The sequence below is a fragment of the Brevibacillus sp. WF146 genome (genome assembly GCF_001673705.2).
In the GTDB taxonomy this organism is placed as follows: domain Bacteria; phylum Bacillota; class Bacilli; order Brevibacillales; family Brevibacillaceae; genus Brevibacillus; species Brevibacillus thermoruber.
In genome coordinates this window covers 2,621,793-2,645,409 of record NZ_CP109943.1, presented here as the reverse complement: position 1 = coordinate 2,645,409, position 23,617 = coordinate 2,621,793, and the positions used below count along the sequence as shown (strand labels likewise).

Below are 23,617 nucleotides of genomic sequence, written 5' to 3'. Positions count from 1 at the left end.
GACACCCGCAACGTGAGGAGATGGACATGAACGAGGGAACGCTTGCGATCCTCATCCAGTGGTGTTTTCTCTGTCTCGTCTGGATGGGCAGTTTCGACCGGCCGCTGAAGCGCTGGGGCCTGACGCGCGCGGGCACCCTGGCCGTGCTCGCCGCGTTTCTCGTTTGCACGTTTGTCAGTTGGCAGCTCACGTTTCTTCCCCTGCAGGTCAGCCTCAGCGGAACGATTCTGCCTCTTCTCTGCGGCGGTTGGTTGTACGGCCGGCTGGCCGAAGACAAGCGCCGCCTCCATTTGCTGGCCGGAGCCGCTGTTGGCATGACGCTGTTCTGGCTGCGCTGGCTCTTTTTTACCGACCCGGTTCTGCAGGTGTGGGACGAAGCGGTTCTCCTGCCGGCGGCAGCGGTGCTGGCCGTGTTCGCCATCGCCCGAAGCGGACTGGCCCGCCTCTATTTGCTCGCCGTTTCCCTTCCCGCCGCCGATGTGCTGTACGCGCTCTATGTGTGGAGGCTGTCGGGGACCGGCGAGATCGGCGGCGGATATGCCCAGGATCTGCTGTGGAGCGCTGCCTCGCTCTGGACCCTGACCGGTTCGTTGCTGGCGGCGACCAGACGGCTGTTTGGATACCGGGAGACAGAATCGTCCCATTCCGATACGCACAGGTGATGCCGATGTTTCGAGAACTGTTTGCCAATGAGTATGTCATTCCGCTGGCGCTCGGGTTGGGTTTCGGCATTCTCTGCCGGCTGTACCTGCTTCGCACCGACTACCGGCAGTATCCGACCTTTCCCCACGGCAAGATCATCCACATTTCCCTCGGCGTCATCGCGTCCGCGCTGGGGTCGCTGGCCGTGCCGTCGCTGCTGAAGCAGGACTACACCGCCGTCACGTTTCTGACCGTGGCGGCCCAACAGTTTCGCGATGTCCGCAACATGGAGCGGACGACGCTCACGGAGATCGACAAGCGGGAGCTGGTCCCCCGGGGCGGGCCGTACATCGAGGGGATTGCGATGGTGTTTGAAGGGCGCAACTACCTGGTCATCTTCACCTCGCTGGTGACGACGTTTGCCACCGTGCTGTTCAACTGGTGGGGAGGCTGCCTGGTGGGGATCGCGGCACTGGTCATCTCGCGCCTGCTCAAATCCGGCCAAACGCTCGCCAGCATTGTAGAAGTACAGCCGGCGGAGGTTCGGGTGGAGGGGAAAGACCTGTACGTGGGCGACATTTACATCATGAACGTCGGCTTGACAAACGCCCAGGAGCTCATCCAGAAACGGGGCATGGGCTTCATTCTGGTGCCCAAGGATGACAACGCCACCGTCTCGATTGCCCATCCGGGGCAGCGGCAGGCGATTTTGCACGACGTGGCGACGCAGATGGGCGTGTTTACCGACGAGGGAGAGCCGTCGCTCACGCCGCTGGTGAAACGGGATCTGGAGACGGGCCGATTGGGCGTGTTTTTGCTGCCGCAGGTGCGCAGTCACGAGCGGGCCAAAGCGGTCATCGAAGCGGTGCCGATTCTGGAGAGCGTCTATCGGATGCCGAAAGAGGCACCTCCAGTCGAACAGGGAGGGTAGGGCCATGTCCGCCAGGATCGTAGCGGTGGTCACCACCAACAAAGAGCACGTCGCCGGGGGCGTTCCCGTTTTCGTCGTCCCCAGCCGGGAGCGAATGCAGCAGACGGCGTTTACGCTGGAAAAAGTGCTGGACGCGATGGTGCACGAACTGGATGACGAGACCCTGATCGTTGTTCGTCACAAGTAGAGTGTGGTATGATTAGCTAGTCAAAACAGATATGAGAGAGAGTGTTGTCAACTATGGGATTGCCAGTGGTAGCCATTGTGGGTAGACCCAACGTGGGCAAGTCCACGATTTTTAACCGATTGGTCGGCGAGCGCATCGCCATCGTGGAGGACAAGCCGGGCGTGACCCGCGACCGCCTGTACGGGAAGGGGGAATGGCTGAACCGCTACTTCCACGTCATCGACACCGGCGGCATCGAATTTGGTGAGACGGACGCAATTCTCACGCAAATGCGCCACCAGGCGGAGCTGGCCATCGACGAGGCAGACGTCATCCTGATGGTGACCGACGGCCGCGCCGGCGTAACCGATGCCGATCAGGAACTGGCGCGCATGCTGAACCGCACCGGGAAGCCGATCGTTTTGATCGTCAACAAGATCGACAATCCGGACATGCGTGCTGACATTTACGACTTTTACACGCTGGGACTGGGCGATCCGTTCCCCGTTTCCGGCAGTCACGGGCTTGGCCTGGGCGACGTGCTCGAAGAGGTGGTGAAGCACTTCCCGGGCGGAGAGGAAGAAGAGCGGGACGACGACGTAATCCGCATCGCCATCATTGGACGGCCCAACGTAGGGAAATCTTCACTCACCAACGCCATCCTGGGCGAAGAGCGCGTCATCGTCAGCGATGTGGCCGGCACGACGCGGGATGCCATCGACACGCCGTTTGAGCGCGACGGACAGCATTACATTCTGATCGACACCGCCGGGATGCGCAAACGGGGCAAGGTGTACGAAACGACGGAAAAATACAGCGTGATGCGGGCGATGAAGGCCATCGAAGAGTCGGATGTCGTGCTGGTTGTCCTGAACGGGGAAGAAGGCATTATCGAGCAGGACAAGAAGATCGCCGGCTACGCCCACGAAGCGGGCCGCGCCGTGATTATCGTCGTTAACAAATGGGACGCGGTTGAAAAGGACGACAAGACGATGCTGCGGTTCACGGAGCTGATCCGGGAAGAGTTCAAGTATCTGGACTACGCGCCGATCCTGTTCGTCTCGGCCAAGACCAAGCAGCGGATTCACACGATTTTGCCGAAAGTCAACCAGGTGGCGGAAGCGCATTCGATGCGCGTCTCCACGGCGGTGCTGAACGACCTGATCACGGACGCGACGATCATGACGCCGCCGCCGTCCGACCGGGGCAAGCGGCTGAAGATCAACTACGCGACGCAGGCGGCCGTCAAACCGCCGACGTTCATTCTGTTTGTCAACGACCCGGAACTGATGCATTTCTCCTATGAGCGTTACATTGAAAACAAAATACGGGAGGCGTTTGTCTTCGAAGGCACGCCGATCCGGATCTGGACGCGCAAAAAAACATAGGGAGAGGAAACAACCATGGTGTTTTTGTCCTGGGTGATCAGTTACCTGATCGGATCGATCAGCTTCAGCTATCTTATCGCCAAAAAGATCGCGGGCATTGACATTCGCTCCCACGGCAGCGGAAACGCGGGCGCGACCAATACCCTGCGCGTTCTGGGGAAAGGACCGGCCATCGCCGTGCTGGTCCTGGACGCGCTGAAGGGGCTGGCCGCGATGGGCATCACACACCTGCTGACAAACGGCGATCCGACGGCGTACGCGCTGTCCGGCCTGTTTGCCATCGTCGGGCACAACTGGCCCGTTTTTTTCGGATTTCGCGGGGGGAAGGGCATCGCCACCACGCTGGGCGTGGCACTGGGCTTCTCTCCTTTGGCCTTTCTCATCACAGTCATCATCACGGTACTGGTCATTGCCGTGACGCGATATGTGTCGCTGGGATCGCTCGTGTTTGTGACACTCCTGCCGGTGTGTCTGTTTTTGCTCTCCAAGGACATGGCGTTCGTCTGGGTCAGCGTGGCCCTGGCCGTCTTCGCCTACGTCCGCCATTACGACAATATCCAAAATCTTCTTGCAGGCAGAGAGCGCAAGCTGGGGGAACCGTCCCAGCGCAATCTGCAGTAGGGCAGGCGTGCCCGGATACACATCGCATGGGAACATGGAAAAGTGGAGGGGGATCATTTGAGTCAGGATGTTGCCGTTATCGGCGCCGGCAGTTGGGGTACGGCGCTGGCCTCGGTGTTGGCGGACAACGGCCATCGCGTGAACGTCTGGGTGCGCGATCCGAAACTCGCCGACGAGGTCAACACTCGTCATACCAATGAAAAGTACCTGCCGGGCGTGACGCTCTCGCCCGGGATTCGCGCGTCTGTCGATCTGCGGGAGGTCGTGTCGGACAAACCGGTGGTGCTGCTGGCCGTCCCGTCGCACGCGATGCGGCAGGTGACGCGCGAGCTTGCGCCCTTTTTGCGCCCGGACGTGCTGCTGATTCACGCCGCCAAAGGCTTTGAGCTGGAGAGTTTGAAGCGCATGTCGGAGGTGATCGGCGAGGAAGTGCCCGAGCCCATCAGCAAAGGGCTGGTTGTGCTGACCGGACCGAGCCACGCGGAGGAAGTGGTGCGCCGGTCGCCGACCACGGTGGTGGTCGCTTCCGCCAGCGAGGATTGCATGCTGCGGGCGCAGGACCTTTTCATGAACACGTATTTCCGTGTCTACACCAACTCTGACCTGGTCGGGGCGGAAATCGCCGGCGCGCTGAAAAACATCATCGCGCTGGGAGCGGGGATGTCCGACGGGCTGGGATTTGGCGACAACGCCAAAGCGGCGCTGCTCACCCGCGGCCTGGCGGAAATTACCCGGCTCGGTATCAAGCTGGGGGCCATGCCGCTGACGTTTGCCGGACTGGCCGGCGTGGGCGACCTGATCGTCACCTGCACCAGCAAGCACAGCCGCAACTGGCGGGCCGGCTATCTGCTCGGCCAGGGCAAACCGCTGGACGAGGTGCTGCAGCAGATGGGCATGGTGGTGGAAGGCGTGCGCACGACCAAAGCTGCGTACGCCCTGGCCAGCCGCAAACAGGTCGACATGCCGATCGCCTCGGTGCTGTACGGCATTCTGTTTGAAGGCAAGTCGCCCCGACAGGGCGTGGAAGAACTGATGGGACGCGGCCGCACGCGCGAGATGGAGTACCTCGGTCCTTTCGGCGTGTAAAGACGCGTAGGCGTTCGCTCACCTTTTTAGGCTCCCGCACATACGTTAATGATGTGGCTGTAACGCCTAAGGCCGTAAGGAGGAGCTGAAACGATGAGCAACAACGTGTCGCGTCGTTTTTTGGACCGTTTGCAGGGAAAAGCGGGAGGAAACGTGGATGAGGGCAGGCTGCGTGCGCTGGCCAGCCAATTCACGCGCAGCGACTTTGAAGACGAAGCCAAACTGCGCCACGTGATCCGATCGCTCGCCGCACTGAGCGGCAAAAAGTTGAACGAGGAACAGGAAGACAAGGTCGTGCAGATGTTCCGCAACCAGGAGATCAACCTCAACGACCTATCCTCGCTCGGCAAGTTGCTGAAGTAAGAGAATTGGGCGATTATGCCCGTTCCCCGCTGCGTAAATCGTCATACAGTATGACTAGGAACAATCATGGCTCTACAGGGACATGGCTGGCCTACAGATTCAAGAAAAAAAGAGGGATGTCATCCCTCTTTTTTTCGTTTCGCGGCTCCGTTTGCCGTCTGGCTCAGCAGGCTTTGCACCAGCGGGGACTGCAGCAGGCCGAGAAGCTGCCCGATGTCGATGTTCCCCAGCGGATTGCCGCCCCCGCTGCTGCCTTCCGTCCCTTCGTTGGCCGGGCTGCTTGTCTCTGCAGACTGCCGTTTGCCGGCCGGCTTTTCCGCAGTCTCCGCATCCGCAGAGCGTTTTCCCAGTCTTTCGAAGATTTGCATCGCGCCGTACAGCGTATCCATCGTTTCTTCGACCTGGCGGATCGTGCTGCTGATCCCCTTGATGTTGCTGCGCATCCGGGAGACGGACGTGCGCAGGTCGATGACTTCCGGCACGGCCTTGCGCGGCGTGACGGCGAGCGATACCTCCTGCGCCTTCTCGTTCAGCTTTTTGCTGGGTATGGGGGCGTAGGGATTACGCCATTTCCGTGTGGTCATCTGCCATCCCTCCAATAGGCGGATTCATCACGATAGTCTATGCGAACGTCCAGAATGAGGTTCACCGGACGGGAGCGGCAGAAAAAGAAGTATGGTATAATGTTTCAAAAACGGAAAAGAGGATGCTGTCGTACATATGCCTATCGATCCAATGACCAAGATGAACATCTCGCTTGTCGCCATCGCGCTGATGTTCGTTTGCAATTTCATGGTGCTCTATGCGCGGAAGACCAAAAACGGCCTGGTGTCGTTCCTGCTGAAGACGGTCGCGTTTCTGATGCTGCTGGCCGTATTCGTGATGATTCTGATCGTGATTTTTGCATAAAGGAGGGCAAGCGATGGCGCAATTGACATTGATCTCGCGTACCGGCACCCATCAACTGCCCGTGGAAACCGATGTGACGATCGTGTCCATCGCCAAACGGCACAAGCTGGGGTGGGGATACGCCTGCGAGCGGGGGATTTGCGCCCAGTGCCGAACGCTGGTGCAGGAGGGAGCCGACTGCCTCAATGACGTGACAAACGAGGAGAAGCTGCGGCTTCGCAAGGCAGAGCGCGTGGAAGGGTACCGTCTGGGCTGCCAAATCCAAATAGTCAGACAGGGGCGTGTGACATTGGCTCACCGCCCGTATTGACAGGGGGCTGACAGCATGGGAAAACTGACGTTTTTGCCCGCGGGAAAAAGCGTAAAGACGCGGCCGGGACAATTGGTCACAAGCGCAGCCCAGGCGGCGCGGGTCGTCATCCCGCAGCGGTGCGGCGGACACGCCTCCTGCCTGATGTGCCGCATCGTCCTGGAAAGCGGAAGATTGTCCGAACCGACGCCGTTGGAGCGGCGCAAGATGCCGGAAGAGGATTTGCGCAAAGGCATCCGGCTGGCCTGTCAGGCGAAAACGACCGGGCAGGACTGCACGGTGCGAATCCCGGAGAGCCGATGGAAGTCGGTCGTGCGGGCGGCGCTGGAGTCGCAGCGCGCCCAGGAAGAAGAATGGTAGCAAGAGGTGTAACAGGTGATGTGGCAAACATGGCGCACTACGTTGCGGCTGCCGGTGATGCTGGCGGTCTTGTCTGCCCTGTTGGGCGGCTGTCTGTATCCGGACGAACGGAAACTGGAGAACCAGATTCCCAGCGAATTTTACCTGGAGGCGACGCAAAAGGCGGTGGAACAGTTCCAAAAGGACACGGGCGTGCTTCCGATTGTGACGAAACCGCTGGATACGCCGATCTTCGAGAAGTACGAGATCGATTTTCGCAGAATGATGCCCAAATACCTGCCGGATGCGCCGGGCAACTCGTTTGAAAAAGGCGGCGTGTACAAGTACGTGCTGATCGATGTGGAAACCAAGCCGACCGTTCGGCTGATCCATCTGGGCGCCGTCAGCAAGGTCGCCGACGTGCAGAGCGCCGTCAACCGCTTCCTGCGGAATTACGACAAGCTGCCGATCAGAGCGGATCTGGGCAACGGCTATTATTCCATCGATTTCGAAAAGATGTCCATGCAGGACGTGCAGGTCCAGTCGACGGTAGGCAGCTATCTGCTCCCGCTCGTCATGAACGCCAAAGGTGAAGTCGGCATCGACTACGCCGCCGACATCGCCAACGTCCTGCGCAGCACAAAAGCGGAGGTCAAGGAAAATACCGACCCGCGCTATGTGATGGCGCGGCATTCCATGTTCGTCCCGGCCAAGTCGTTTCCCTACGAAATGGTAAACGGCGAACCGCGCCTGCTGAAACTGTAAGGAGGCGCAAAGGCGGCCCGTTAAGCGGCCGCCTTTCTCACATGTTCATACATCCCGCCCGACTCGATGCGGATGCTTCCCGGCTGCACAGCCTGCGGCCGGCAGGGGGAGTCCTTCCGCACGTCCGGGCGGTTTTTTTGTTCTAGCGGACCGGAGCGCACATATACATGTATTGTCCACGATTCTAGTACGAGATTATCGGGAAAATACTGGCGGTCAGGGATAATTCGGAAAAATGGTCATAGTGTATCAATAGACAAATAGAAGGAGGTCATCGATGGTGGAACGAGTCGACATCTTTAAAGACATTGCCGAACGGACGGGCGGGGATATTTACCTGGGCGTCGTGGGACCTGTCCGGACGGGCAAATCGACTTTTATCAAACGGTTCATGGAACAGGTCGTCATCCCCAACATCCAGTCGGAGGCAGAGCGGATACGCGCCACGGATGAACTGCCGCAGAGTGCGTCCGGCCGAACGATCATGACGACGGAACCCAAATTTGTTCCGAATCAGGCCGTACAGGTAAACGTGACGGAAGGGCTCAGCATCAACGTTCGGCTCGTTGACTGCGTCGGCTACACCGTGCAGGGCGCGAAGGGATTTGAAGACGAAAACGGCCCGCGCATGGTCAACACGCCGTGGTACGAGGAGCCGGTTCCATTCGAGGAAGCGGCGGAAGTGGGAACGCGCAAGGTCATCCAGGAACACTCCACCATCGGGATTGTCGTCACCACGGACGGGAGCATCGCGGAGATTCCCCGCAGCGGTTACATCGAAGCGGAAGAGCGGGTCGTGGCCGAACTGAAGGAAGTGGGCAAGCCGTTTGTCATCCTGGTCAACTCCACCCGTCCCCGTTCGGAAGAAGCGCAAAACCTGCGGCTGGAGCTGCAGGAGAAATACGACGTGCCGGTGCTGGCCCTCTCCGTCGACAACGTGACGGAACACGAAATCCTGCTCTTGATGCGGGAAGTGCTGTTCGAATTCCCTGTGCACGAGGTAAACGTGAACCTGCCCAGTTGGGTAATGGTACTGGAAAATGGACACTGGCTGCGTCAAAACTACGAAGAAGCGGTGCGGGAGACGGTGAAGGACATCCGCCGCCTGCGCGACGTGGACCGAGTCGTCAGCTATTTCAACGAGTACGATTTTGTGGAGCGGGCATCGCTGGCCGGAATGCACATGGGGCAGGGGATTGCCGAGATCGACCTGTACGCGCCGGACGAACTGTACGACCGCATCCTGATGGAAATCGTCGGCGTCGAAATCAACGGCAAGGATCACCTGCTGAAAATCATGCAGGAATTTGCCCATGCCAAGCGGGAATACGACCAGGTGGCGGAGGCGCTGCACATGGTCCGGACGACCGGCTACGGCATCGCCGCACCGTCGCTGCATGAGATGACCTTGGACGAACCCGAACTGATCCGGCAGGGGCCCCGTTTCGGCGTCCGCCTGAAAGCGACGGCTCCGTCGATTCACATGATTCGCGTCGACGTGGAGTCGGAATTCGCGCCGATCATCGGCACCGAAAAGCAGAGCGAAGAACTGGTCCGCTATCTGATGCAGGACTTCGACAGAGACCCGCTGTCGATCTGGAACTCGGACATCTTTGGCCGCTCGCTGCATTCGATCGTGCGGGAAGGGATCCAGGCCAAGATCACGATGATGCCGGACAACGCCCGCTACAAGCTGCAGGAGACCTTGGGGCGGATCATCAACGAAGGATCGGGCGGACTCATCGCGATCATTCTATAAGACACTGGAAAAAGCGGGCGTTAAGTCCTACGAAAAGCAGGGCAAACAGAGGCTCCCGGCGGGACGGGAAGCCTTTTTTTCTTGGATTTCGCTTAAATTCGACAGGAGGGGGCTTGAATTTACAAGGATGGTGTATTACTATAAGCTTGTCAGAGCGGTAAAAACACCCAATCGTGTGTATAAAACGATTGGATTCGGTTAAGAAAAGTAGTAATACCAACGATGTGGCGTACATTGAGGGGAGGTGAACAAGAAATGAATAAAACAGAACTGATTGCAAAAGTGGCTGAGACCACCGAACTGACCAAGAAAGATGCAACAAAAGCTGTTGATGCAGTTCTTGACGCAATTGCGGAAGCACTGAAAAACGGAGAGAAAGTTCAACTGATTGGTTTCGGTAACTTCGAAGTTCGCGAGCGTGCGGCTCGTAAAGGTCGCAACCCGCAAACCGGCGAAGAGATCGAGATCGCTTCCAGCAAGGTACCGGCATTCAAGCCTGGTAAACAACTCAAGGACTCCATCAAGTAATCGTTACATCGGTTAACGAAACACTTACATAAAAATCCACATTGATGAAATGTGGATTTTTTTCACGTTCTCAGATGCTTCGCGATATGCGGATCGTTTTGTTTTTTTCAGGGGAATGTGATAAGATGGGCTTGTTTCATCCGCAGGAGAGGGAGGTTTTGACATGAAAGAGGTCGATCTGGAGAAAATTCAGCAGGCGGTCCGCATGATCATCGAAGCGATCGGCGACGATCCGGATCGGGACGGATTGCTGGATACGCCCAAACGGGTGGCGAAGATGTATGCAGAAGTGTTTGAAGGCATGAGAATAAACGAAGAAGAGTACTTTGAGACGGTGTTCAGCGAAGATCACGAAGAGATGGTGCTGGTGAAGGACATTCCGTTCTACTCCATGTGCGAACACCATTTTGTGCCCTTCTTCGGCAAGGCTCATGTCGCGTACATCCCTCGCGGCGGCCGTGTGGTGGGCTTGAGCAAACTGGCCCGGGCCGTCGAAGCGGTAGCCCGCAGACCGCAGCTGCAGGAGCGCATTACGTCGACCGTAGCTGACGCAATCGTCCGCAAGCTGGACCCGCACGGAGTCGTTGTGGTCGTGGAAGCGGAGCATATGTGCATGACCATGCGCGGAGTGAAAAAGCCGGGCTCCAAAACGGTGACGTCCGCGGTACGCGGCATCTTTGCGAATGACGCGGCAGCGCGCGCGGAAGTGTTCAGCCTCATACGTACATAACTTGCATAACTTGGAAAGAGAAAAGAGACAGAAAGGTATTGACACCCTGGTTAAAATATTGTATAGTACAGATGTACAGTCGGGATGTGGCGCAGCCCGGTAGCGCGCACCCTTGGGGTGGGTGAGGTCCAGGGTTCAAATCCCTGCATTCCGACCATCTACTTCTATCATGGAAGAACGCCTCTCGTGCCAATCCGATTGGACGAGAGGCGTTTTGTTTGTGCAGGTCGCGGCCATGCCGCGGCAGGATCCGGCTTCCGGCACGTTGGTTTCCGGGCCGGTAGGGGGGACAAACGACCGCGCGAGGTATGGCCGTACCTCCCGATTGGGGAAAAGCCCCAGCCGTGTTCGAATGTCGCGTAAAACGGATCGGCCTGCGTGAACGCATACTTTCGCACGTTTTTTTTCCATGATTCTCTTGCCAGAATGGGTGTGGTTCCCTTATAATAGGCGATGTTCCACTCAGGAATGTTTCGTCGGGATGTGGCGCAGTCCGGTAGCGCGCACCCTTGGGGTGGGTGAGGTCCAGGGTTCAAATCCCTGCATTCCGACCATTTCAACCAAAAACGTCTCTGCTGGGATCATCCGGCAGAGACGTTTTTGGTTTCATGAAGCGTTTGGGCTGAAAAGGCCGTACGGGCTGGCCTGCACCATGTCGGTGATATACCATCCGGTCGTCCCGTTTGCGGACAGCCGCTCTACCACAAACTGCTCCGTCGCTGTCGGATAGGGAGGCCCTGCGGACGTGATCTCCGGGAACGTCACGGTATAGGCAAAGGCGGTCTCGCTCAGCTTTTTCTTTTCCTTCACGGTAATCGGGCCGACCCAGGGGCTGGACACGCCGGTCACCCAGTTCATCTCGTCCGGGATGCGGTTCAACTGTTTGCGAAGTTCGGGTGAGAGGGCGGCGTACTGCAGGGCGCCGCTCCGCGTCTGTTCGCCGCGTCCCCACAGCATCACCGCTTCGTCAGGCGTGGACGGAACGAGATGCTGTTCAATCACGGCAATCTGCTCCTCAATCGCTTCCGGCTGCGGCGTCTGGATGGACAGGGTGCGGGCCGTCTTGTCGTACTGCACGCGGGCGTGGAACAGCTCCTCCAGCCAGTCCTGCAGGACGTAGACGCGGCCGTCGCGAAACGCCGCGTCGTAGATGACGTACCCGTCGTTCCCCTGGGATACGGTCAGTTTCGGTTTGCTCCCCTGCCCGGTTTGTTTCAGGTGCAGCACCAGGGGACGGGTCTCGCCGTCAGGGAGACGAAGCTGCCTGGCCCCGGCAGGGATCGGACACATCTGCTTCTCCTTTTCCGGACTCTGGAGCGTAAGACCCTGCCGGTACGAATCGAGCATCTTTTGTTTCGCCATCACGGGCGGCCTGCTGATGATGACGGCTCTGGCGGACGGCTCCCACTCCACGGTGGCGCCCAACTGCTCGGATGTCCAGCGAAGCGGTACCATCAACTGGTCGCCGGCTGCGTGGATGCCGGCCGGCGTCTCTACGACGGCACCGTTTACCTGAATCGTCAGCGGCGCGTCGGCAGCGGCCGCAAAAGCGGAAGGTGCCCAGCCGCTCATGCATGCAGCGAGAACGACGGTGGCGAGGCGGTATCTTCCTTGCTTCATGGGGACATTCTCCTTCGGGTTTCTTGTCTTTACTGGTATAGACAGGGAAAGGGGTCCGTTCGTTTCGCGTCCGCGCCAGTTTTTTCAATCGGTCGCCGCCGCGGCGCTTCCTTTTGGCAAATTGGCTATTGGCTTCCTGATTTTTCTTCCCTATAATGAGGGGTGAAGACAAGCGAGGAAAGGTTGTTCCCGAATGAAGATGTCCGTATCGTTTCAGCCGTATCTCCACATCACACCGCAGCCCCGGATCAATGGCACGGGCACGTCTCCCGATCCGCTCGGCGGGGACGCGCAGTTTGCCGACCTGCTGCAGGCGGAACTGGCCAGCGGGCAGCGTGTCATCGCCGCCGAAGAGATACTGGCGGAACTGGACGGCTCTCCCGACTGGGAGTTTGACCGGGCCTTCGGTGACGAGCCGCCGCGCGACGCGGAGAAGACGGCGCACACGCCTGTCAGCCGCCAGTCCATCTTGAAGAAAATCAGCGATGTCGCCCGCACGTTCGGGGTGGATGAAGACCTGGTCCGGGAAGTGGTTCGGGCGGAGTCCAACTTTAACCCCAATGCCGTTTCCCGCGCAGGGGCAAAAGGGCTGATGCAGTTGATGGACAGCACGGCACGGGCCATGCACGTGCGAAACGCTTACAACCCCGATGAAAATCTGGCGGGGGGCACCAGGTACCTGCGCAGCCTGCTCGATCGGTACGACGGAAATGTGAAGGTCGCCCTGGCCGCCTACAATGCCGGTCCCGGCCGCATCGACCGCCTGGGCATCGACACCGACGAAGAGCTGGAAGCCCGGTACGATCAACTGCCCCGCGAGACCCAGCGCTACGTTGCGAAAATCATGCAACGGTTGAACGGCGGCGGGACATCATAGGGGTAGCAGTTCAGCAGGGTAAGGAGGAAACAAGGTGGCACAATCGCCATATACGCAGCAAGATTACTTTGTCGTCAAAGCAAAGGAAAACGGCGTTCACGTCATCGGCTTGACGCGCGGTTCCGACACGCGCTTTCACCACACGGAAAAGCTGGACAAGGGCGAAGTGATGATCGCCCAGTTCACGGAACACACGTCCGCCATCAAGGTGCGCGGCAAAGCGGTGATCTACACCCATCACGGCGTGATCGAGACGTCGGAGTAAAAGCAGGCATAGCCTGCTTTTTTGTTTTGTACAATGGTGGTGAGGAGGGATGTCTCATGCCCCGCAGGCTGCTGGCCGCCATTGCCGTCTCCACGCTGCTCGCTCTCATGCTGTCGCTGGTTCCCGGCGTGCCCTGGAACCAGCCCGACATACCCGCGTTCCAAGCGTCTCGCCCGGTCGACCTGAGCGAGCAAAATGTCGTGGATTTATTTACTTTCATGTCGACTCATTATAATATTAAGCGTGTAAAATGGGAAAATCCGTCGGTTCATGTCGATTTGGCCGTTTCCTCCGGTCAGCGTGCGGAACTGCCGCTCGTGTACCGCGATTTTTACTTCCTAGTGCGCGATCTGTTTCGGTTGACTGCCAACGTGGAGCAGGTCTACATCCGCCTGCTGGAAGTGGAACCCGACACGCCGGCCCCCAAGCTCCTGATCGCCGTCGAAGCCCAACGGAAGGACAAGTCAGCCTACGAAACGCCGCCGGAGCAGATTGCCGATCTGGAATCGCACATCAGAGCCCGTTTTCCCGTACGAATCGACCCTTATTTTTACCAGAGAGTTAGTCCCTGACCAAAGAAGTGTGGTATGATGGTAGGGACGGACTTTTTGCCGGGTCCCGGCGAGAAGGTGAAAGCGAACGGAAACAGGCACCAACCAGGTTGAACCGCTTGTGGAGGAGGACGCATGAGCAAAGAACAGACCCCATACGTAGACGAGGTTCGAGCGATCATCGACCAGATCTACCAAAGCATCACCCATTCGTTTGTAGAACAATACGTCGATGTTCCGGCCATAGCGGAAAACCGGCTTGCGCTGTTGTACCTGTTTCTGCTGGAGCGGGGCATGACCAAGGAACGGGCGCGGACGTTCTCCATGTCGACAGGCCTCGTCCAGTTGGGACTTGACATGCACGAGCGCGTCAAAAATGCCTATGACAATTCGCTGGCGGCAGAGCGCAGCCGGCAGCTCACCGTTCTGGCCGGCGACTACTACAGCAGCCGGTACTACCAAATGCTCGCCGAAGCCGGTGAAATGGAAGCGATTCAAGTGCTGTCGGACGCCATCCAGCGGGTAAACGAAGCGAAAATGACGCTGTACATGGCAGAACGCGACGGCCGGCTGTCGTCCGACGAGTACCTGACGCTGCGGACGGAGATTGACACGGGATTGTACGTGGCCATCGTGGACAAGTACGCGGACAGTGAAGAAACGCGCCGGTTTTGGACGGCCCTGTTTGAAGAGACGGCGGCCGTGGAGAACATGCTGGGCGAGTGGGAGCAGTTAAAGTGGCAACAACAGGTTCCCTTTGGCTTCTCCCGCTTTCTGTTGCAAAAACCGGGAGCGACGATCGCCCAGGTGGCGGCGGCTCTGGAAGCGAAAGCGATGGAACTGATGAGCATCTGCGAACAACTGGTTCGTTCGCTGCATCCGCCAGAGACCCGTCACGTGCTGACGTGGATCACCTCCCGCTACTCGCACCGCGTCAACCGGCTGAAACGGGTCATTGAGGAGATGTAGTCCAGGTGAATCAGATCCAGATGAAGGAAAAAGCGAAGTACGTCCATTCCGTGTTTGAAAGCATCGCGGAAGAGTACGACAAGATGAACAACATCATCAGTTTCGGCAGCCACATCGCCTGGCGCAATTACACGATGAAGCAGATGAACATACGGCCGGGCGACACGGCGCTTGACGTGGCCTGCGGCACCTGCGACTGGACGATCGCGCTGGCCAAGGCGGTCGGGGAAAAAGGGCGCGTCGTCGGTCTGGACTTCAGCCAGAACATGCTTGACGTCGGCGCGTACAAGGTGGAGCGGGAAGGCGTCGGCAGCGTGGTCACGCTGGTCAACGGCGACGCGATGCAGCTCCCGTACGAGGACAACACCTTTGATTTCGTCACCATCGGCTTTGCGCTGCGCAACGTCCCCGACATCCAGACGGTGCTGAACGAGATGACGCGCGTGGTCAAACCCGGCGGGAAAGTGGTCTCGCTGGAGGTGTCCAAACCGCCGTTTTTACCGTACCGCAAGCTGTTCTACCTGTACTTTTACAAGATCCTGCCGCTGATCGCCAAATGGACGGTAAACAAATACGAGGAGTATGCCTGGCTGCCGCAGTCGCTGACCCATTTCCCGGACAGCCGCGAACTTGCCCGCATGTTTCAACGGGCCGGACTGGAGCCGGTTCAGGTAAAGCTGTTCATGGGCGGAGTGGCGGCCCTGCACATCGGCACAAAAGCATAGTTTGCCAGTAGGCATCCTTCTGTGGATGGGAAGTGTTTTCACGTGAGTCTTCGCAAATTGAAAATTATTTTGGAAATGATCAAGTTTGAACACTCGATTTTTGCCCTTCCGTTTGCTTTCATGGGAGCGGTCTTGGGCAACATTGTAGTAGAGAACGCCTGGCCCACCTGGAGGGAGATTTTCTGGGTGACCGTGGCCATGGTGGGAGCCCGCAGCGCGGCGATGTCGCTGAACCGGCTGATCGACCGGTACATCGACGCGAAAAATCCGCGTACCGCCAACCGGGCCATTCCGGCCGGACTGATTTCCGTGGCCGAGGTTGTCGTCTTTATCGTTGCCTCTTTCGCCGTGCTGTTTTTCGCCGCCTTCCAGTTGAACGCACTGGCCGTCAAACTGCTGCCGCTCGCGGTGTTTGTCCTGATCCTGTACTCGTACACGAAACGCTTTACGTGGCTTTGCCATTTCGTGCTCGGCGTGGCCATCGGGTTCGGGCCGCTGGGGGGCTGGGTGGCGACGACCGGCCAGGTGGATTTCACCGGACTGCTGCTGTTCCTGTCCGTCATGTTCTGGACCGCCGGCTTTGACATCATTTACGCCTGCCAGGACTTCGAGTTTGACCGCAGGGAAGGGCTCTATTCCATGCCCAGCCGCTTTGGCATCGCCAACGCCCTGCTGGTGGCACGGGCCTGCCACGTCATCACGTTCGTCGGCCTCCTGTCCCTGTACGTTACCGCCAACCTGTCCATCTGGTTCCTGATCGGCGTGCTGATTTCCGGCGCCATCCTGGTGTACGAGCATACACTGGTAAAACCGACGGACCTGTCCAAGCTGGACGTGGCCTTTTTCAACATGAACGGCATTTTGAGCATGGTCATGTTTACGTTTACCATGATTGATCTGGTGATAACATGAGCGCACAAAAATGGGCCGTTGGCATCACCGGGGCGAGCGGCGCCGTCTACGGCGTCAGACTCGTCCGGGAACTGCTGCGCGGCGGCCATACCGTACACTTGATGATCACGGAGGCCGGCTGGCAGGTGTTTCGGGACGAGCTGGACTGGAACACCGACGACCGGGAGGCCCTGATCCGGGAAAAACTGCAGCAGGATTTACCCGGCGCCCTCCATTACTGGGGCATGCGCGATTTCAACTGCCCGGCCGCCAGCGGCTCGTACCGGTGCGACGGGATGGTGGTCGTCCCCTGCTCGATGGGAACGCTTTCCGGCATCGCCCACGGGGCGTCGGGCAACCTGCTGGAGCGGGTGGCTGACGTGATGCTGAAGGAGCGGCGCCGGCTGGTGCTGGTCCCGCGGGAGACGCCGCTGAACGCCATCCAGCTCGAAAACATGCTGAAGCTGAGCCGCCTCGGCGTTACCATTCTGCCGGCCATGCCGGGGTACTATCACAAGCCGCAGACCATGGACGACCTTGTCAATTTTGTCGTGGGAAAAGCACTGGACGCGCTGGATGTACCGCACGAGCTGTTCCGGCGCTGGGGGGAATAAGATCATGCAGAAGTCCTTGCGCATTGGACAAATCCTTTACACCAACGTACTCCCTGTCTACTTTTACTTTGACCAGGAGCGCTTCGAAGACCGGATCGACTTCATCCGGCAGGTGCCCGCCCAGTTGAATCGGGCGATGGCCCGCGGCGAGATCGATCTCGGACCGATTTCGTCCTTCAGTTACGCCGAGCATGCCTCCCGCTATCTGGCGCTGGCCGACCTGTCCGTCAGCGCCAAGGGGAGAGTAGGCTCCATTTTCTTGTTCAGCAAGCGGCCGATCGAGGCGCTGGACGGTGCCCGGATCGCCCTGACCAACACGTCCGCCACGTCGGTCAATTTGCTGAAAATCATTCTGCAAACGTTTTACGGCCTGCACGTCTCGTACGTGACACAGGAACCGGTGCTGGCGGAGATGATGCGGGACGCGGACGGGGCGCTCCTGATCGGCGACGACGCGATTTTCGCCTACCGTCAGGGCGGGCCCTATCACGTCTACGATCTGGGTGAACTGTGGCATCGCTTTACCGGGTACACCATGACGTTTGCCCTGTGGGCCGTGCGCAAAGAGGTGATCGGCGAACAGGCCGACCTGCTGCGCGAGGTTCACGAGGCCTTTTTGGCCAGCAAGGAGAAGACCCGCCAAAACCTGGACCCGCTGGTGGACTACGTGCACGGGCAGTTTGGCGGCGAAAAGGAACACTGGCGTCAGTACTTCCGGGGGCTGGTGCACGATTTCCGGGACGAGCAGCGGACGGGGCTGGAATACTACTACCGGTGCGCGGCGGAGCTGGGCCTGCTGCCCGAACCGGTGACCGTGTCCGTGTGGGAACATCCCGGTTGTCAGTCCCACATTACGTTGACGAAATAGGTGGAGCGGATGAACCTAGTCGATATTTACTTTCAACTGAAAAACGACGTCCAGTACATCGAAAAGGAACTGGAACAGTCGATCGATACCGGCGTGCGGGACTTGTACCTCTCGTCCACACACCTGCTCAAGGCGGGGGGAAAACGGATACGCCCGGTGTTTGTGCTGCTCGGCGGAAAGTGGGGCAACTACGACGTGAAGCGGCTGAAGCACGTGGCCGTGCCGCTGGAGCTGATCCACATGGCGACGCTGGTGCACGACGACGTGATCGACGATGCGGACAAGCGGCGCGGGAGAGACACCGTTCGCACCCAATGGGACAACAAGGTGGCGATGTACACGGGGGACTACATATTCGCCCGGGCGCTGTCCATCGCGGCCGAGCTGCGCATTCCCGAACTGCACCGGATTCTCTCCAACGCGATTGTGGAAGTGGTCAAAGGCGAGATCGAACAAGTGCGCGACCTGAACAACTGGGAGCAGAACTTCCGCGCGTACCTGCGCCGGATCAAGCGGAAGACGGCGCTCTTGATCGCCATTAGCTGCCAGATGGGGGCGATTGCCAGCGGTGCCGGCCCCGAGCTGGTCCGCAAGATGTACCGGTACGGCTACAACGTGGGGATGGCGTTTCAAATTACCGATGACATCCTCGACTTCACCGGAACGGAAAAGCAGTTGGGCAAACCGGCGGGAAGCGACCTGCGCCAGGGGAACATTACGCTGCCGGCGATGTACACCGCCCGGTTCGGCAAGTCGCGCGACCGCTTTCAGGCGTGGATTCGCGACAATACGCTCCGGAATCACGTAGATGAAGCGATCCAACTGGTGCGAAACGACGACGGCATCGCCTATGCGCAGGGGCTGGCGGAGCGGTACATTGCCCGTGCGCGGGAGGCGCTGGCCGGACTGCCGGACAACCAGACCAAGAAGTCCCTGCTCGGCATCGCCAATTTCATGGTGGATCGGAAATTTTAATCGCTTTTTCACGGGGGGGCTGTTGCTTGCCCCACGCTCTTTTGATAAAATTTTCGTTGGTGTGCAAGCACCAATACATAGCTGTACTGGAGGCATACTTACGATGGAAAAAACGTTTCTGATGGTGAAACCTGACGGCGTGCAGCGCAACCTGATCGGGGAAATCGTTTCCCGCTTTGAGAAAAAAGGCTTCCAACTGGTAGGCGCGAAGCTGATGAACGTCAGCCGCGAACTGGCCGAGAAGCACTACGCTGAACATAAAGAGCGCCCGTTCTTCGGCGAACTGGTCGACTTCATCACGTCCGGTCCGGTCTTTGCCATGGTATGGCAGGGCAACAACGTGATTGCGACCGCGCGCGCCATGATGGGCAAAACCAATCCGGCGGATGCGGCACCGGGCACCATCCGCGGCGACTTCGCCACTTCCGTGGGCATGAACATCATCCACGGTTCCGATTCCCCGGAAAGCGCCGAGCGCGAAATCGCTCTCTGGTTCAACGAAGGGGAAGTGCTCTCCTACGAAAAAACGATCCAACGCTGGATCTAAGAGGGATGGGGAAAGACTCCGCACGCGGGGTCTTTTTCTTTTTTCGCCAAATGTCAACAAAAATCGGCAGGATTTTGCAGAAAAAGGGCGAATCGCATGGATAAGCGGCAAAAAGCGCCGTCCCCGCCAACTGAAGCAGCGTCTTCCAGGGGGCGTTTCGCCGCTTCAAAACGTGCAGCGCTTGCCGGCGGGCACGCCTTCCAACACGAGTAAAAGGGGTATTTTCGCAATCATGGAAGACAAGGATTTTCTCCAGTTTATCGCCAACGTAAAGAAACTGACAGGAATCGATCTCGCCCTTTACAAAGAAGCCCAGATGAAGCGGCGGTTGACCTCGCTCAGGCTGAAGCGGGGCTATACCACGTTCGCCCAGTACTTTGAGGCCATCTCCAAGGACAAGGACCTGTTCTACGAATTTCTCGACCGAATGACAATCAACGTGTCCGAATTTTTCCGCAACCCCGGCCGGTGGGAGGTATTGGAACACAAGATCCTGCCCCGCTTGGTCAAGCAGTCGCCCCGGCTGAAGTGCTGGAGCGCCGCCTGCTCCACCGGCGAAGAGCCGTACACGCTGTCGCTGATCCTGATGCGCAACCGCTGGGAGGCGTCGCTGCTCGCCACCGACATTGACGAAGGGGCGCTGGCCAAGGCCAAACAGGGGGTCTACACCGAGCGGTCGCTGCAGGATTGTCCCAAGGATCTGGTGGCCAAGTACTTCGTCAAGGACACGATGAGCTACCGGATTGCCGACGAGGTCAAAAACCGGGTGACGTTCCGCAAGCACAACCTGCTGGCTGATCCGTTCGACTCCCAGTTCGACCTGATCATCTGCCGCAACGTCATGATCTACTTCACCGAGGAGGCGAAGCACGAGCTGTACCACAAGTTCAGCCGGGCGCTAAAGCCGGGCGGCGTGCTGTTCGTCGGGAGCACGGAGCAGATTTTCCAGCCGCAGCAGTATCAGTTGGAGTCGGAAGACACGTTTTTTTATCGGAAAATGGGATAAGGCGGACATGCCCTTGGTATATCCCTGCTGTTTTTTCCCAACACTAATGCTATCTACCAATAGGGGAGGAAGCAGATGGACAAGCAAAAGGTCATCGAAGCATACCGACGCGGTCTGATTACGCTTCAGGAGTGCGGGCAAATCCTCGGTGCGGAAAAGGAGCAGTTGGACAAACTCGTCCGCGCGAATCACCTCCGGCGGCCGCTTTCCTCTTATCTGACGGTTGATCATCACATGTGAGCGCCGCGAATCCGATTGACGCTTCTCCTGCGAGGGAGAAGCGTTTTGCCTGTCTGCGCAGGGCGTACGGACAGTTTGTCACTTTTGTATTTGCACGGACTGACAGGTATGATATTATAACGCTTAAAAGTGATAAAGGACAGCACCCCGCGTCAGAGGAGGGGAATGCTGCCTGAGGATGGAGGAAGCGAGAGATGCGATACTTGACAGCAGGGGAATCTCACGGACCGCAGCTCACCGCCATTATTGAAGGCGTTCCGAGCAACCTGCCCTTTTCCGTCGAAGCGGTCAACGAGCAGTTGGCGAGACGGCAAAAGGGACACGGGCGCGGCCGGCGGATGCAGATTGAAAAAGACCAGGTGAAGGTGCTCTCCGGGGTTCGGCATGGATACACGACGGGCGCGCCGATCACGCTGGTCGTGGAAAACAAGGACTGGACGCACTGGCAGGGAATCATGAGTGCTGAGCCGGTGGAAGGAGCGGAAGAGAAGCGGCGCGTCTCCCGTCCCCGTCCGGGTCATGCCGATCTCAACGGCGCGATCAAGTACCATCAACGGGATATGCGAAATATTCTGGAACGTTCCAGTGCGCGGGAAACGGCCATCCGCGTCGCAGTCGGGGCTGTTGCCCGGCAGCTATTGGCCGCCTTTGGCATCCGGATCGGCGGTCACGTGCTGCAGATCGGCGATGTGGTGGCCAAGCGGCAGGACGTTACGCTGGACGAACTGATCGCCCGTTCCGAGGAATCCCCCGTGCGATGTCTGGACAAGGAAGCGGAGCCGCGCATGATGGCGGCGATCGACCAGGCCAAACAGGACGGCGATTCGCTCGGCGGCATCGTCGAAGTGATCGTGGAAGGCGTACCGATCGGGCTGGGCAGCCACGTCCAGTGGGACCGCAAGCTGGACGGTCGGCTGGCCCAGGCGATCATGAGCATCCAGGCGTTCAAAGGAGTGGAGATCGGGATTGGCTTCGCCGCGGCGGGCCTGCCCGGTTCCCAGGTGCATGACGAGATCGTGTGGAGCCAGGACACCGGATACAGCCGCAAGACAAACAACGCCGGCGGTCTGGAAGGCGGCATGACGACAGGCATGCCGATCGTCGTGCGCGGCGTGATGAAGCCGATTCCGACGCTGTACAAACCGTTGATGAGCGTGGACATCGACACCAAGGAGCCGTTTTCTGCCAGCATCGAACGTTCGGACAGCTGCGCTGTTCCTGCCGCCAGCGTCGTGGCCGAAGCGGTGGTCGCCTGGGAAATCGCTCGCGCCATGTGCGAAAAATTCCCGTCCGACTCGATGGACGACATGCTGGAAAACGTGCGCCAGTATCGCGTGTACACGGAGCGGTTCTGATGGCGGTCGAAACCCTTTACGTGGAGTTGGGGGAGCGCACGTATCCGATCGTGATTGGCGACGGTGTCATGCGGCAGGTGGCGGCCCTGCTGCAGGATGCGGGCATTTCCCCGGCGAGCCGGCTGTTTGTCATATCCGATGAGAACGTAGCCCCGCGCTATCTGCAGCCGCTGAAGCAGGCGCTGGAGACGGCGGGCTATCGCGTGGCGGACTGCGTGATTCCCCCGGGAGAGCAGTCCAAAAGCCTGGCGGTCTACGAACAGGTGATGACCCGGGGCATCGAGGCGGGGCTTGACCGCAAATCGGCCATCCTCGCCCTGGGAGGCGGCGTGGTTGGCGACTTGGCCGGCTTTGCCGCCGCCACCTACATGCGGGGCATCGCCTTTGTGCAGGTGCCGACCACGCTGTTGGCGCACGACAGCTCGGTGGGCGGCAAGGTGGGGATCAACCATCCGCTGGGCAAAAATCTGATCGGCGCCTTTCACCAGCCGCGGCTGGTGCTGTACGATACGGCCGCGCTGCGCACGCTGCCTGAGCGGGAAGTGGCGGCCGGTTTTGCCGAGGTGATCAAGCACGGACTGATCGCCGACGAGTCGTTCGTCGACTGGCTGGAGGAGCATGCGGAGCGCCTGTGGCAGCTTGATGCTGAATGGGTGGGCCGCGCCATTCGCCGGGGATGTGCGATCAAAGCGGCGATCGTCTCGGCTGACGAGACGGAGCAGGGACAGCGCGCCCTGCTCAACCTGGGGCACACCTTCGGCCACGCGTTCGAAGCGCTGTGCGAATACGCCGTGCTGAACCACGGGGAGGCGATCTCCATCGGCATGTGCTTGGCCGCAAAAGTGGCCGAGCGCATCGGCTTTGCCCAGGCAGGCGTTTTTGCGCGGACGGAACGGCTGCTTCGCCTCTTCCGCCTGCCCACCGCCTGGCCAAACGGCCTGGAGCCGGAAGCCGTGCTGGACGTCATGAAGCGGGACAAAAAAGCCGTCGGCGGCAAGCTGGCCTTGGTGCTGCCGCGGGCCATCGGGCAGGTGGAACTGGTCAAGGACGTGGATGAACAGGAGATATTGACAGCGATGAAAGAAGAAGCGGGGGCTTAGAGAAATGGGAGTGCGAGGAATCAGGGGAGCGATCACGATCGAGAACGACACGCAGGAAGAGATCGTTTCCGCCACCAAGCTGCTGCTGGAGGAGATGGTCAGCCGAAACGGCGTACGGGCTGACGACATCGCCAGCATTCTTATCACCACGACGGAGGACATCAAGGCGACATTTCCGGCCCAGGCGGCGCGTCTCCTGGACGGATGGCAGTACGTGCCGCTGATGTGCGCCAGGGAAATTCCCGTGCCGGGCAGTCTGCCCCGCTGTATCCGCGTGATGATGCACGTCAACACGGACAAGGCGGCGTCGGAAATACATCATGTGTTCATGCGCGATGCCGTCAAACTTCGTCCCGATTTGGCAAATCGCGGTTGACAATGTGGGCGTTCTCTTTTACCATAAAGTGAAACGAGGACGCCTCGTTTTACCGGTAATGCAATGATACCGGCAGAGAGTTGAGAGTGAGCAGAGCAGAG

The 23,617-nt window shown here is 59.0% G+C and carries 31 protein-coding genes and 2 tRNA genes; 31 read left to right on the top strand and 2 right to left on the bottom strand.

Features of this window, described 5'->3' with window-relative positions:
• Positions 1 to 26 precede the first annotated feature (26 nt).
• The 7 genes from A6764_RS13115 (at position 27) to A6764_RS13085 (ending at position 5,197) form a co-directional block, all read left to right on the top strand.
• Positions 27 to 662 (top strand): YphA family membrane protein, encoded by a 636-nt coding sequence (locus A6764_RS13115; protein ID WP_065066288.1) that lies wholly within the window; start codon positions 27 to 29, stop codon positions 660 to 662.
• 5 nt (positions 663 to 667) lie between these two features.
• Complete coding sequence (locus A6764_RS13110) at positions 668 to 1,573, top strand: YIEGIA family protein (RefSeq protein WP_065066302.1); 906 nt, start codon at positions 668 to 670, stop codon at positions 1,571 to 1,573.
• 4 nt (positions 1,574 to 1,577) lie between these two features.
• Positions 1,578 to 1,760, top strand: coding sequence for a capping complex subunit for YIEGIA (locus tag A6764_RS13105; protein ID WP_029099584.1), 183 nt, complete (start codon positions 1,578 to 1,580; stop codon positions 1,758 to 1,760).
• Between the two features lie 53 nt (positions 1,761 to 1,813).
• The gene (der, locus tag A6764_RS13100) at positions 1,814 to 3,127 is read left to right on the top strand and encodes a ribosome biogenesis GTPase Der (RefSeq protein WP_065066289.1); all 1,314 of its coding nucleotides are present in this window, start codon (positions 1,814 to 1,816) and stop codon (positions 3,125 to 3,127) included.
• Between the two features lie 15 nt (positions 3,128 to 3,142).
• Complete coding sequence (plsY, locus tag A6764_RS13095; protein WP_035297832.1) at positions 3,143 to 3,748, top strand: glycerol-3-phosphate 1-O-acyltransferase PlsY; 606 nt, start codon at positions 3,143 to 3,145, stop codon at positions 3,746 to 3,748.
• Between the two features lie 57 nt (positions 3,749 to 3,805).
• Positions 3,806 to 4,834 carry an NAD(P)H-dependent glycerol-3-phosphate dehydrogenase gene (locus tag A6764_RS13090; protein ID WP_035297830.1) on the top strand — a complete coding sequence of 343 codons (1,029 nt, stop codon included), beginning with the start codon at positions 3,806 to 3,808 and terminating at the stop codon, positions 4,832 to 4,834.
• A gap of 93 nt (positions 4,835 to 4,927) precedes the next feature.
• Entirely contained in the window at positions 4,928 to 5,197 is a 270-nt protein-coding gene (locus tag A6764_RS13085) for a stage VI sporulation protein F (RefSeq protein ID WP_065066290.1), read from the top strand.
• Between the two features lie 119 nt (positions 5,198 to 5,316).
• Here the strand turns inward: A6764_RS13085 and A6764_RS13080 are convergent, their stop codons facing one another.
• Positions 5,317 to 5,781, bottom strand: coding sequence for a hypothetical protein (locus A6764_RS13080; protein WP_035297828.1), 465 nt, complete (start codon positions 5,779 to 5,781; stop codon positions 5,317 to 5,319).
• A gap of 136 nt (positions 5,782 to 5,917) precedes the next feature.
• Here A6764_RS13080 and A6764_RS13075 point away from each other — a divergent pair, with 136 nt between their 5' ends.
• The 9 genes from A6764_RS13075 (at position 5,918) to A6764_RS13035 (ending at position 11,091) form a co-directional block, all read left to right on the top strand.
• On the top strand, positions 5,918 to 6,106 hold the full coding sequence (locus A6764_RS13075) for a DUF2768 family protein (protein ID WP_029099590.1): 189 nt from the start codon (positions 5,918 to 5,920) through the stop codon (positions 6,104 to 6,106).
• Between the two features lie 13 nt (positions 6,107 to 6,119).
• Positions 6,120 to 6,416, top strand: coding sequence for a 2Fe-2S iron-sulfur cluster-binding protein (locus tag A6764_RS13070; RefSeq protein WP_065066291.1), 297 nt, complete (start codon positions 6,120 to 6,122; stop codon positions 6,414 to 6,416).
• Between the two features lie 15 nt (positions 6,417 to 6,431).
• Entirely contained in the window at positions 6,432 to 6,776 is a 345-nt protein-coding gene (locus tag A6764_RS13065) for a 2Fe-2S iron-sulfur cluster-binding protein (protein WP_044898452.1), read from the top strand.
• Positions 6,777 to 6,794: 18 nt separating this feature from the next.
• A complete protein-coding gene (locus A6764_RS13060; protein WP_065066292.1) occupies positions 6,795 to 7,520 on the top strand; it encodes a hypothetical protein in 726 nt (241 codons plus the stop codon).
• 280 nt (positions 7,521 to 7,800) lie between these two features.
• Positions 7,801 to 9,279, top strand: coding sequence for a stage IV sporulation protein A (gene spoIVA, locus A6764_RS13055; RefSeq protein WP_029099594.1), 1,479 nt, complete (start codon positions 7,801 to 7,803; stop codon positions 9,277 to 9,279).
• Positions 9,280 to 9,534: 255 nt separating this feature from the next.
• A complete protein-coding gene (locus A6764_RS13050; protein ID WP_029099595.1) occupies positions 9,535 to 9,807 on the top strand; it encodes an HU family DNA-binding protein in 273 nt (90 codons plus the stop codon).
• A 163-nt stretch (positions 9,808 to 9,970) separates the two neighbouring features.
• On the top strand, positions 9,971 to 10,537 hold the full coding sequence (gene folE / locus A6764_RS13045) for a GTP cyclohydrolase I FolE (RefSeq protein WP_029099596.1): 567 nt from the start codon (positions 9,971 to 9,973) through the stop codon (positions 10,535 to 10,537).
• 80 nt (positions 10,538 to 10,617) lie between these two features.
• Positions 10,618 to 10,694 (top strand) — tRNA-Pro (locus tag A6764_RS13040).
• Between the two features lie 320 nt (positions 10,695 to 11,014).
• Positions 11,015 to 11,091, top strand: a tRNA-Pro gene (locus A6764_RS13035).
• 52 nt (positions 11,092 to 11,143) lie between these two features.
• On the opposite strand, the gene A6764_RS13030 is transcribed toward A6764_RS13035, so the two are convergent.
• The gene (locus tag A6764_RS13030; RefSeq protein ID WP_065066293.1) at positions 11,144 to 12,157 is read right to left on the bottom strand and encodes a stalk domain-containing protein; all 1,014 of its coding nucleotides are present in this window, start codon (positions 12,155 to 12,157) and stop codon (positions 11,144 to 11,146) included.
• Positions 12,158 to 12,350: 193 nt separating this feature from the next.
• Here A6764_RS13030 and A6764_RS13025 point away from each other — a divergent pair, with 193 nt between their 5' ends.
• From A6764_RS13025 to aroH, 15 genes are all read left to right on the top strand, one after another.
• The gene (locus tag A6764_RS13025; RefSeq protein WP_029099597.1) at positions 12,351 to 13,034 is read left to right on the top strand and encodes a lytic transglycosylase domain-containing protein; all 684 of its coding nucleotides are present in this window, start codon (positions 12,351 to 12,353) and stop codon (positions 13,032 to 13,034) included.
• Between the two features lie 34 nt (positions 13,035 to 13,068).
• On the top strand, positions 13,069 to 13,299 hold the full coding sequence (mtrB, locus tag A6764_RS13020; RefSeq protein ID WP_029099598.1) for a trp RNA-binding attenuation protein MtrB: 231 nt from the start codon (positions 13,069 to 13,071) through the stop codon (positions 13,297 to 13,299).
• Positions 13,300 to 13,355: 56 nt separating this feature from the next.
• The gene (locus A6764_RS13015) at positions 13,356 to 13,871 is read left to right on the top strand and encodes a hypothetical protein (protein WP_065066294.1); all 516 of its coding nucleotides are present in this window, start codon (positions 13,356 to 13,358) and stop codon (positions 13,869 to 13,871) included.
• Positions 13,872 to 13,985: 114 nt separating this feature from the next.
• Positions 13,986 to 14,819, top strand: coding sequence for a heptaprenyl diphosphate synthase component 1 (locus A6764_RS13010; protein WP_065066295.1), 834 nt, complete (start codon positions 13,986 to 13,988; stop codon positions 14,817 to 14,819).
• Between the two features lie 5 nt (positions 14,820 to 14,824).
• Positions 14,825 to 15,544 (top strand): demethylmenaquinone methyltransferase, encoded by a 720-nt coding sequence (locus A6764_RS13005; RefSeq protein ID WP_029099601.1) that lies wholly within the window; start codon positions 14,825 to 14,827, stop codon positions 15,542 to 15,544.
• 42 nt (positions 15,545 to 15,586) lie between these two features.
• A complete protein-coding gene (locus tag A6764_RS13000; protein WP_065066296.1) occupies positions 15,587 to 16,456 on the top strand; it encodes a UbiA-like polyprenyltransferase in 870 nt (289 codons plus the stop codon).
• Positions 16,453 to 17,049 carry a UbiX family flavin prenyltransferase gene (locus A6764_RS12995; RefSeq protein WP_029099603.1) on the top strand — a complete coding sequence of 199 codons (597 nt, stop codon included), beginning with the start codon at positions 16,453 to 16,455 and terminating at the stop codon, positions 17,047 to 17,049. The genes A6764_RS13000 and A6764_RS12995 overlap by 4 nt, the downstream gene beginning before the upstream one ends.
• 4 nt (positions 17,050 to 17,053) lie before the next feature.
• Positions 17,054 to 17,917, top strand: a complete 864-nt coding sequence (locus A6764_RS12990; protein WP_029099604.1) for a menaquinone biosynthesis protein — start codon at positions 17,054 to 17,056, stop codon at positions 17,915 to 17,917.
• A gap of 9 nt (positions 17,918 to 17,926) precedes the next feature.
• Positions 17,927 to 18,892, top strand: a complete 966-nt coding sequence (locus A6764_RS12985; protein WP_029099605.1) for a polyprenyl synthetase family protein — start codon at positions 17,927 to 17,929, stop codon at positions 18,890 to 18,892.
• Positions 18,893 to 18,995: 103 nt separating this feature from the next.
• Entirely contained in the window at positions 18,996 to 19,439 is a 444-nt protein-coding gene (gene ndk, locus A6764_RS12980) for a nucleoside-diphosphate kinase (protein WP_029099606.1), read from the top strand.
• A gap of 232 nt (positions 19,440 to 19,671) precedes the next feature.
• Positions 19,672 to 20,445, top strand: a complete 774-nt coding sequence (locus A6764_RS12975) for a CheR family methyltransferase (protein ID WP_065066297.1) — start codon at positions 19,672 to 19,674, stop codon at positions 20,443 to 20,445.
• Positions 20,446 to 20,520: 75 nt separating this feature from the next.
• Positions 20,521 to 20,685, top strand: a complete 165-nt coding sequence (locus A6764_RS12970) for a hypothetical protein (RefSeq protein ID WP_176703209.1) — start codon at positions 20,521 to 20,523, stop codon at positions 20,683 to 20,685.
• A gap of 194 nt (positions 20,686 to 20,879) precedes the next feature.
• Positions 20,880 to 22,040, top strand: coding sequence for a chorismate synthase (gene aroC, locus A6764_RS12965; RefSeq protein ID WP_065066298.1), 1,161 nt, complete (start codon positions 20,880 to 20,882; stop codon positions 22,038 to 22,040).
• On the top strand, positions 22,040 to 23,140 hold the full coding sequence (gene aroB / locus A6764_RS12960; RefSeq protein ID WP_065066299.1) for a 3-dehydroquinate synthase: 1,101 nt from the start codon (positions 22,040 to 22,042) through the stop codon (positions 23,138 to 23,140). The genes aroC and aroB overlap by 1 nt, the downstream gene beginning before the upstream one ends.
• A gap of 4 nt (positions 23,141 to 23,144) precedes the next feature.
• Complete coding sequence (aroH, locus tag A6764_RS12955; protein WP_029099610.1) at positions 23,145 to 23,516, top strand: chorismate mutase; 372 nt, start codon at positions 23,145 to 23,147, stop codon at positions 23,514 to 23,516.
• The last annotated feature ends 101 nt before the right edge of the window (positions 23,517 to 23,617 follow it).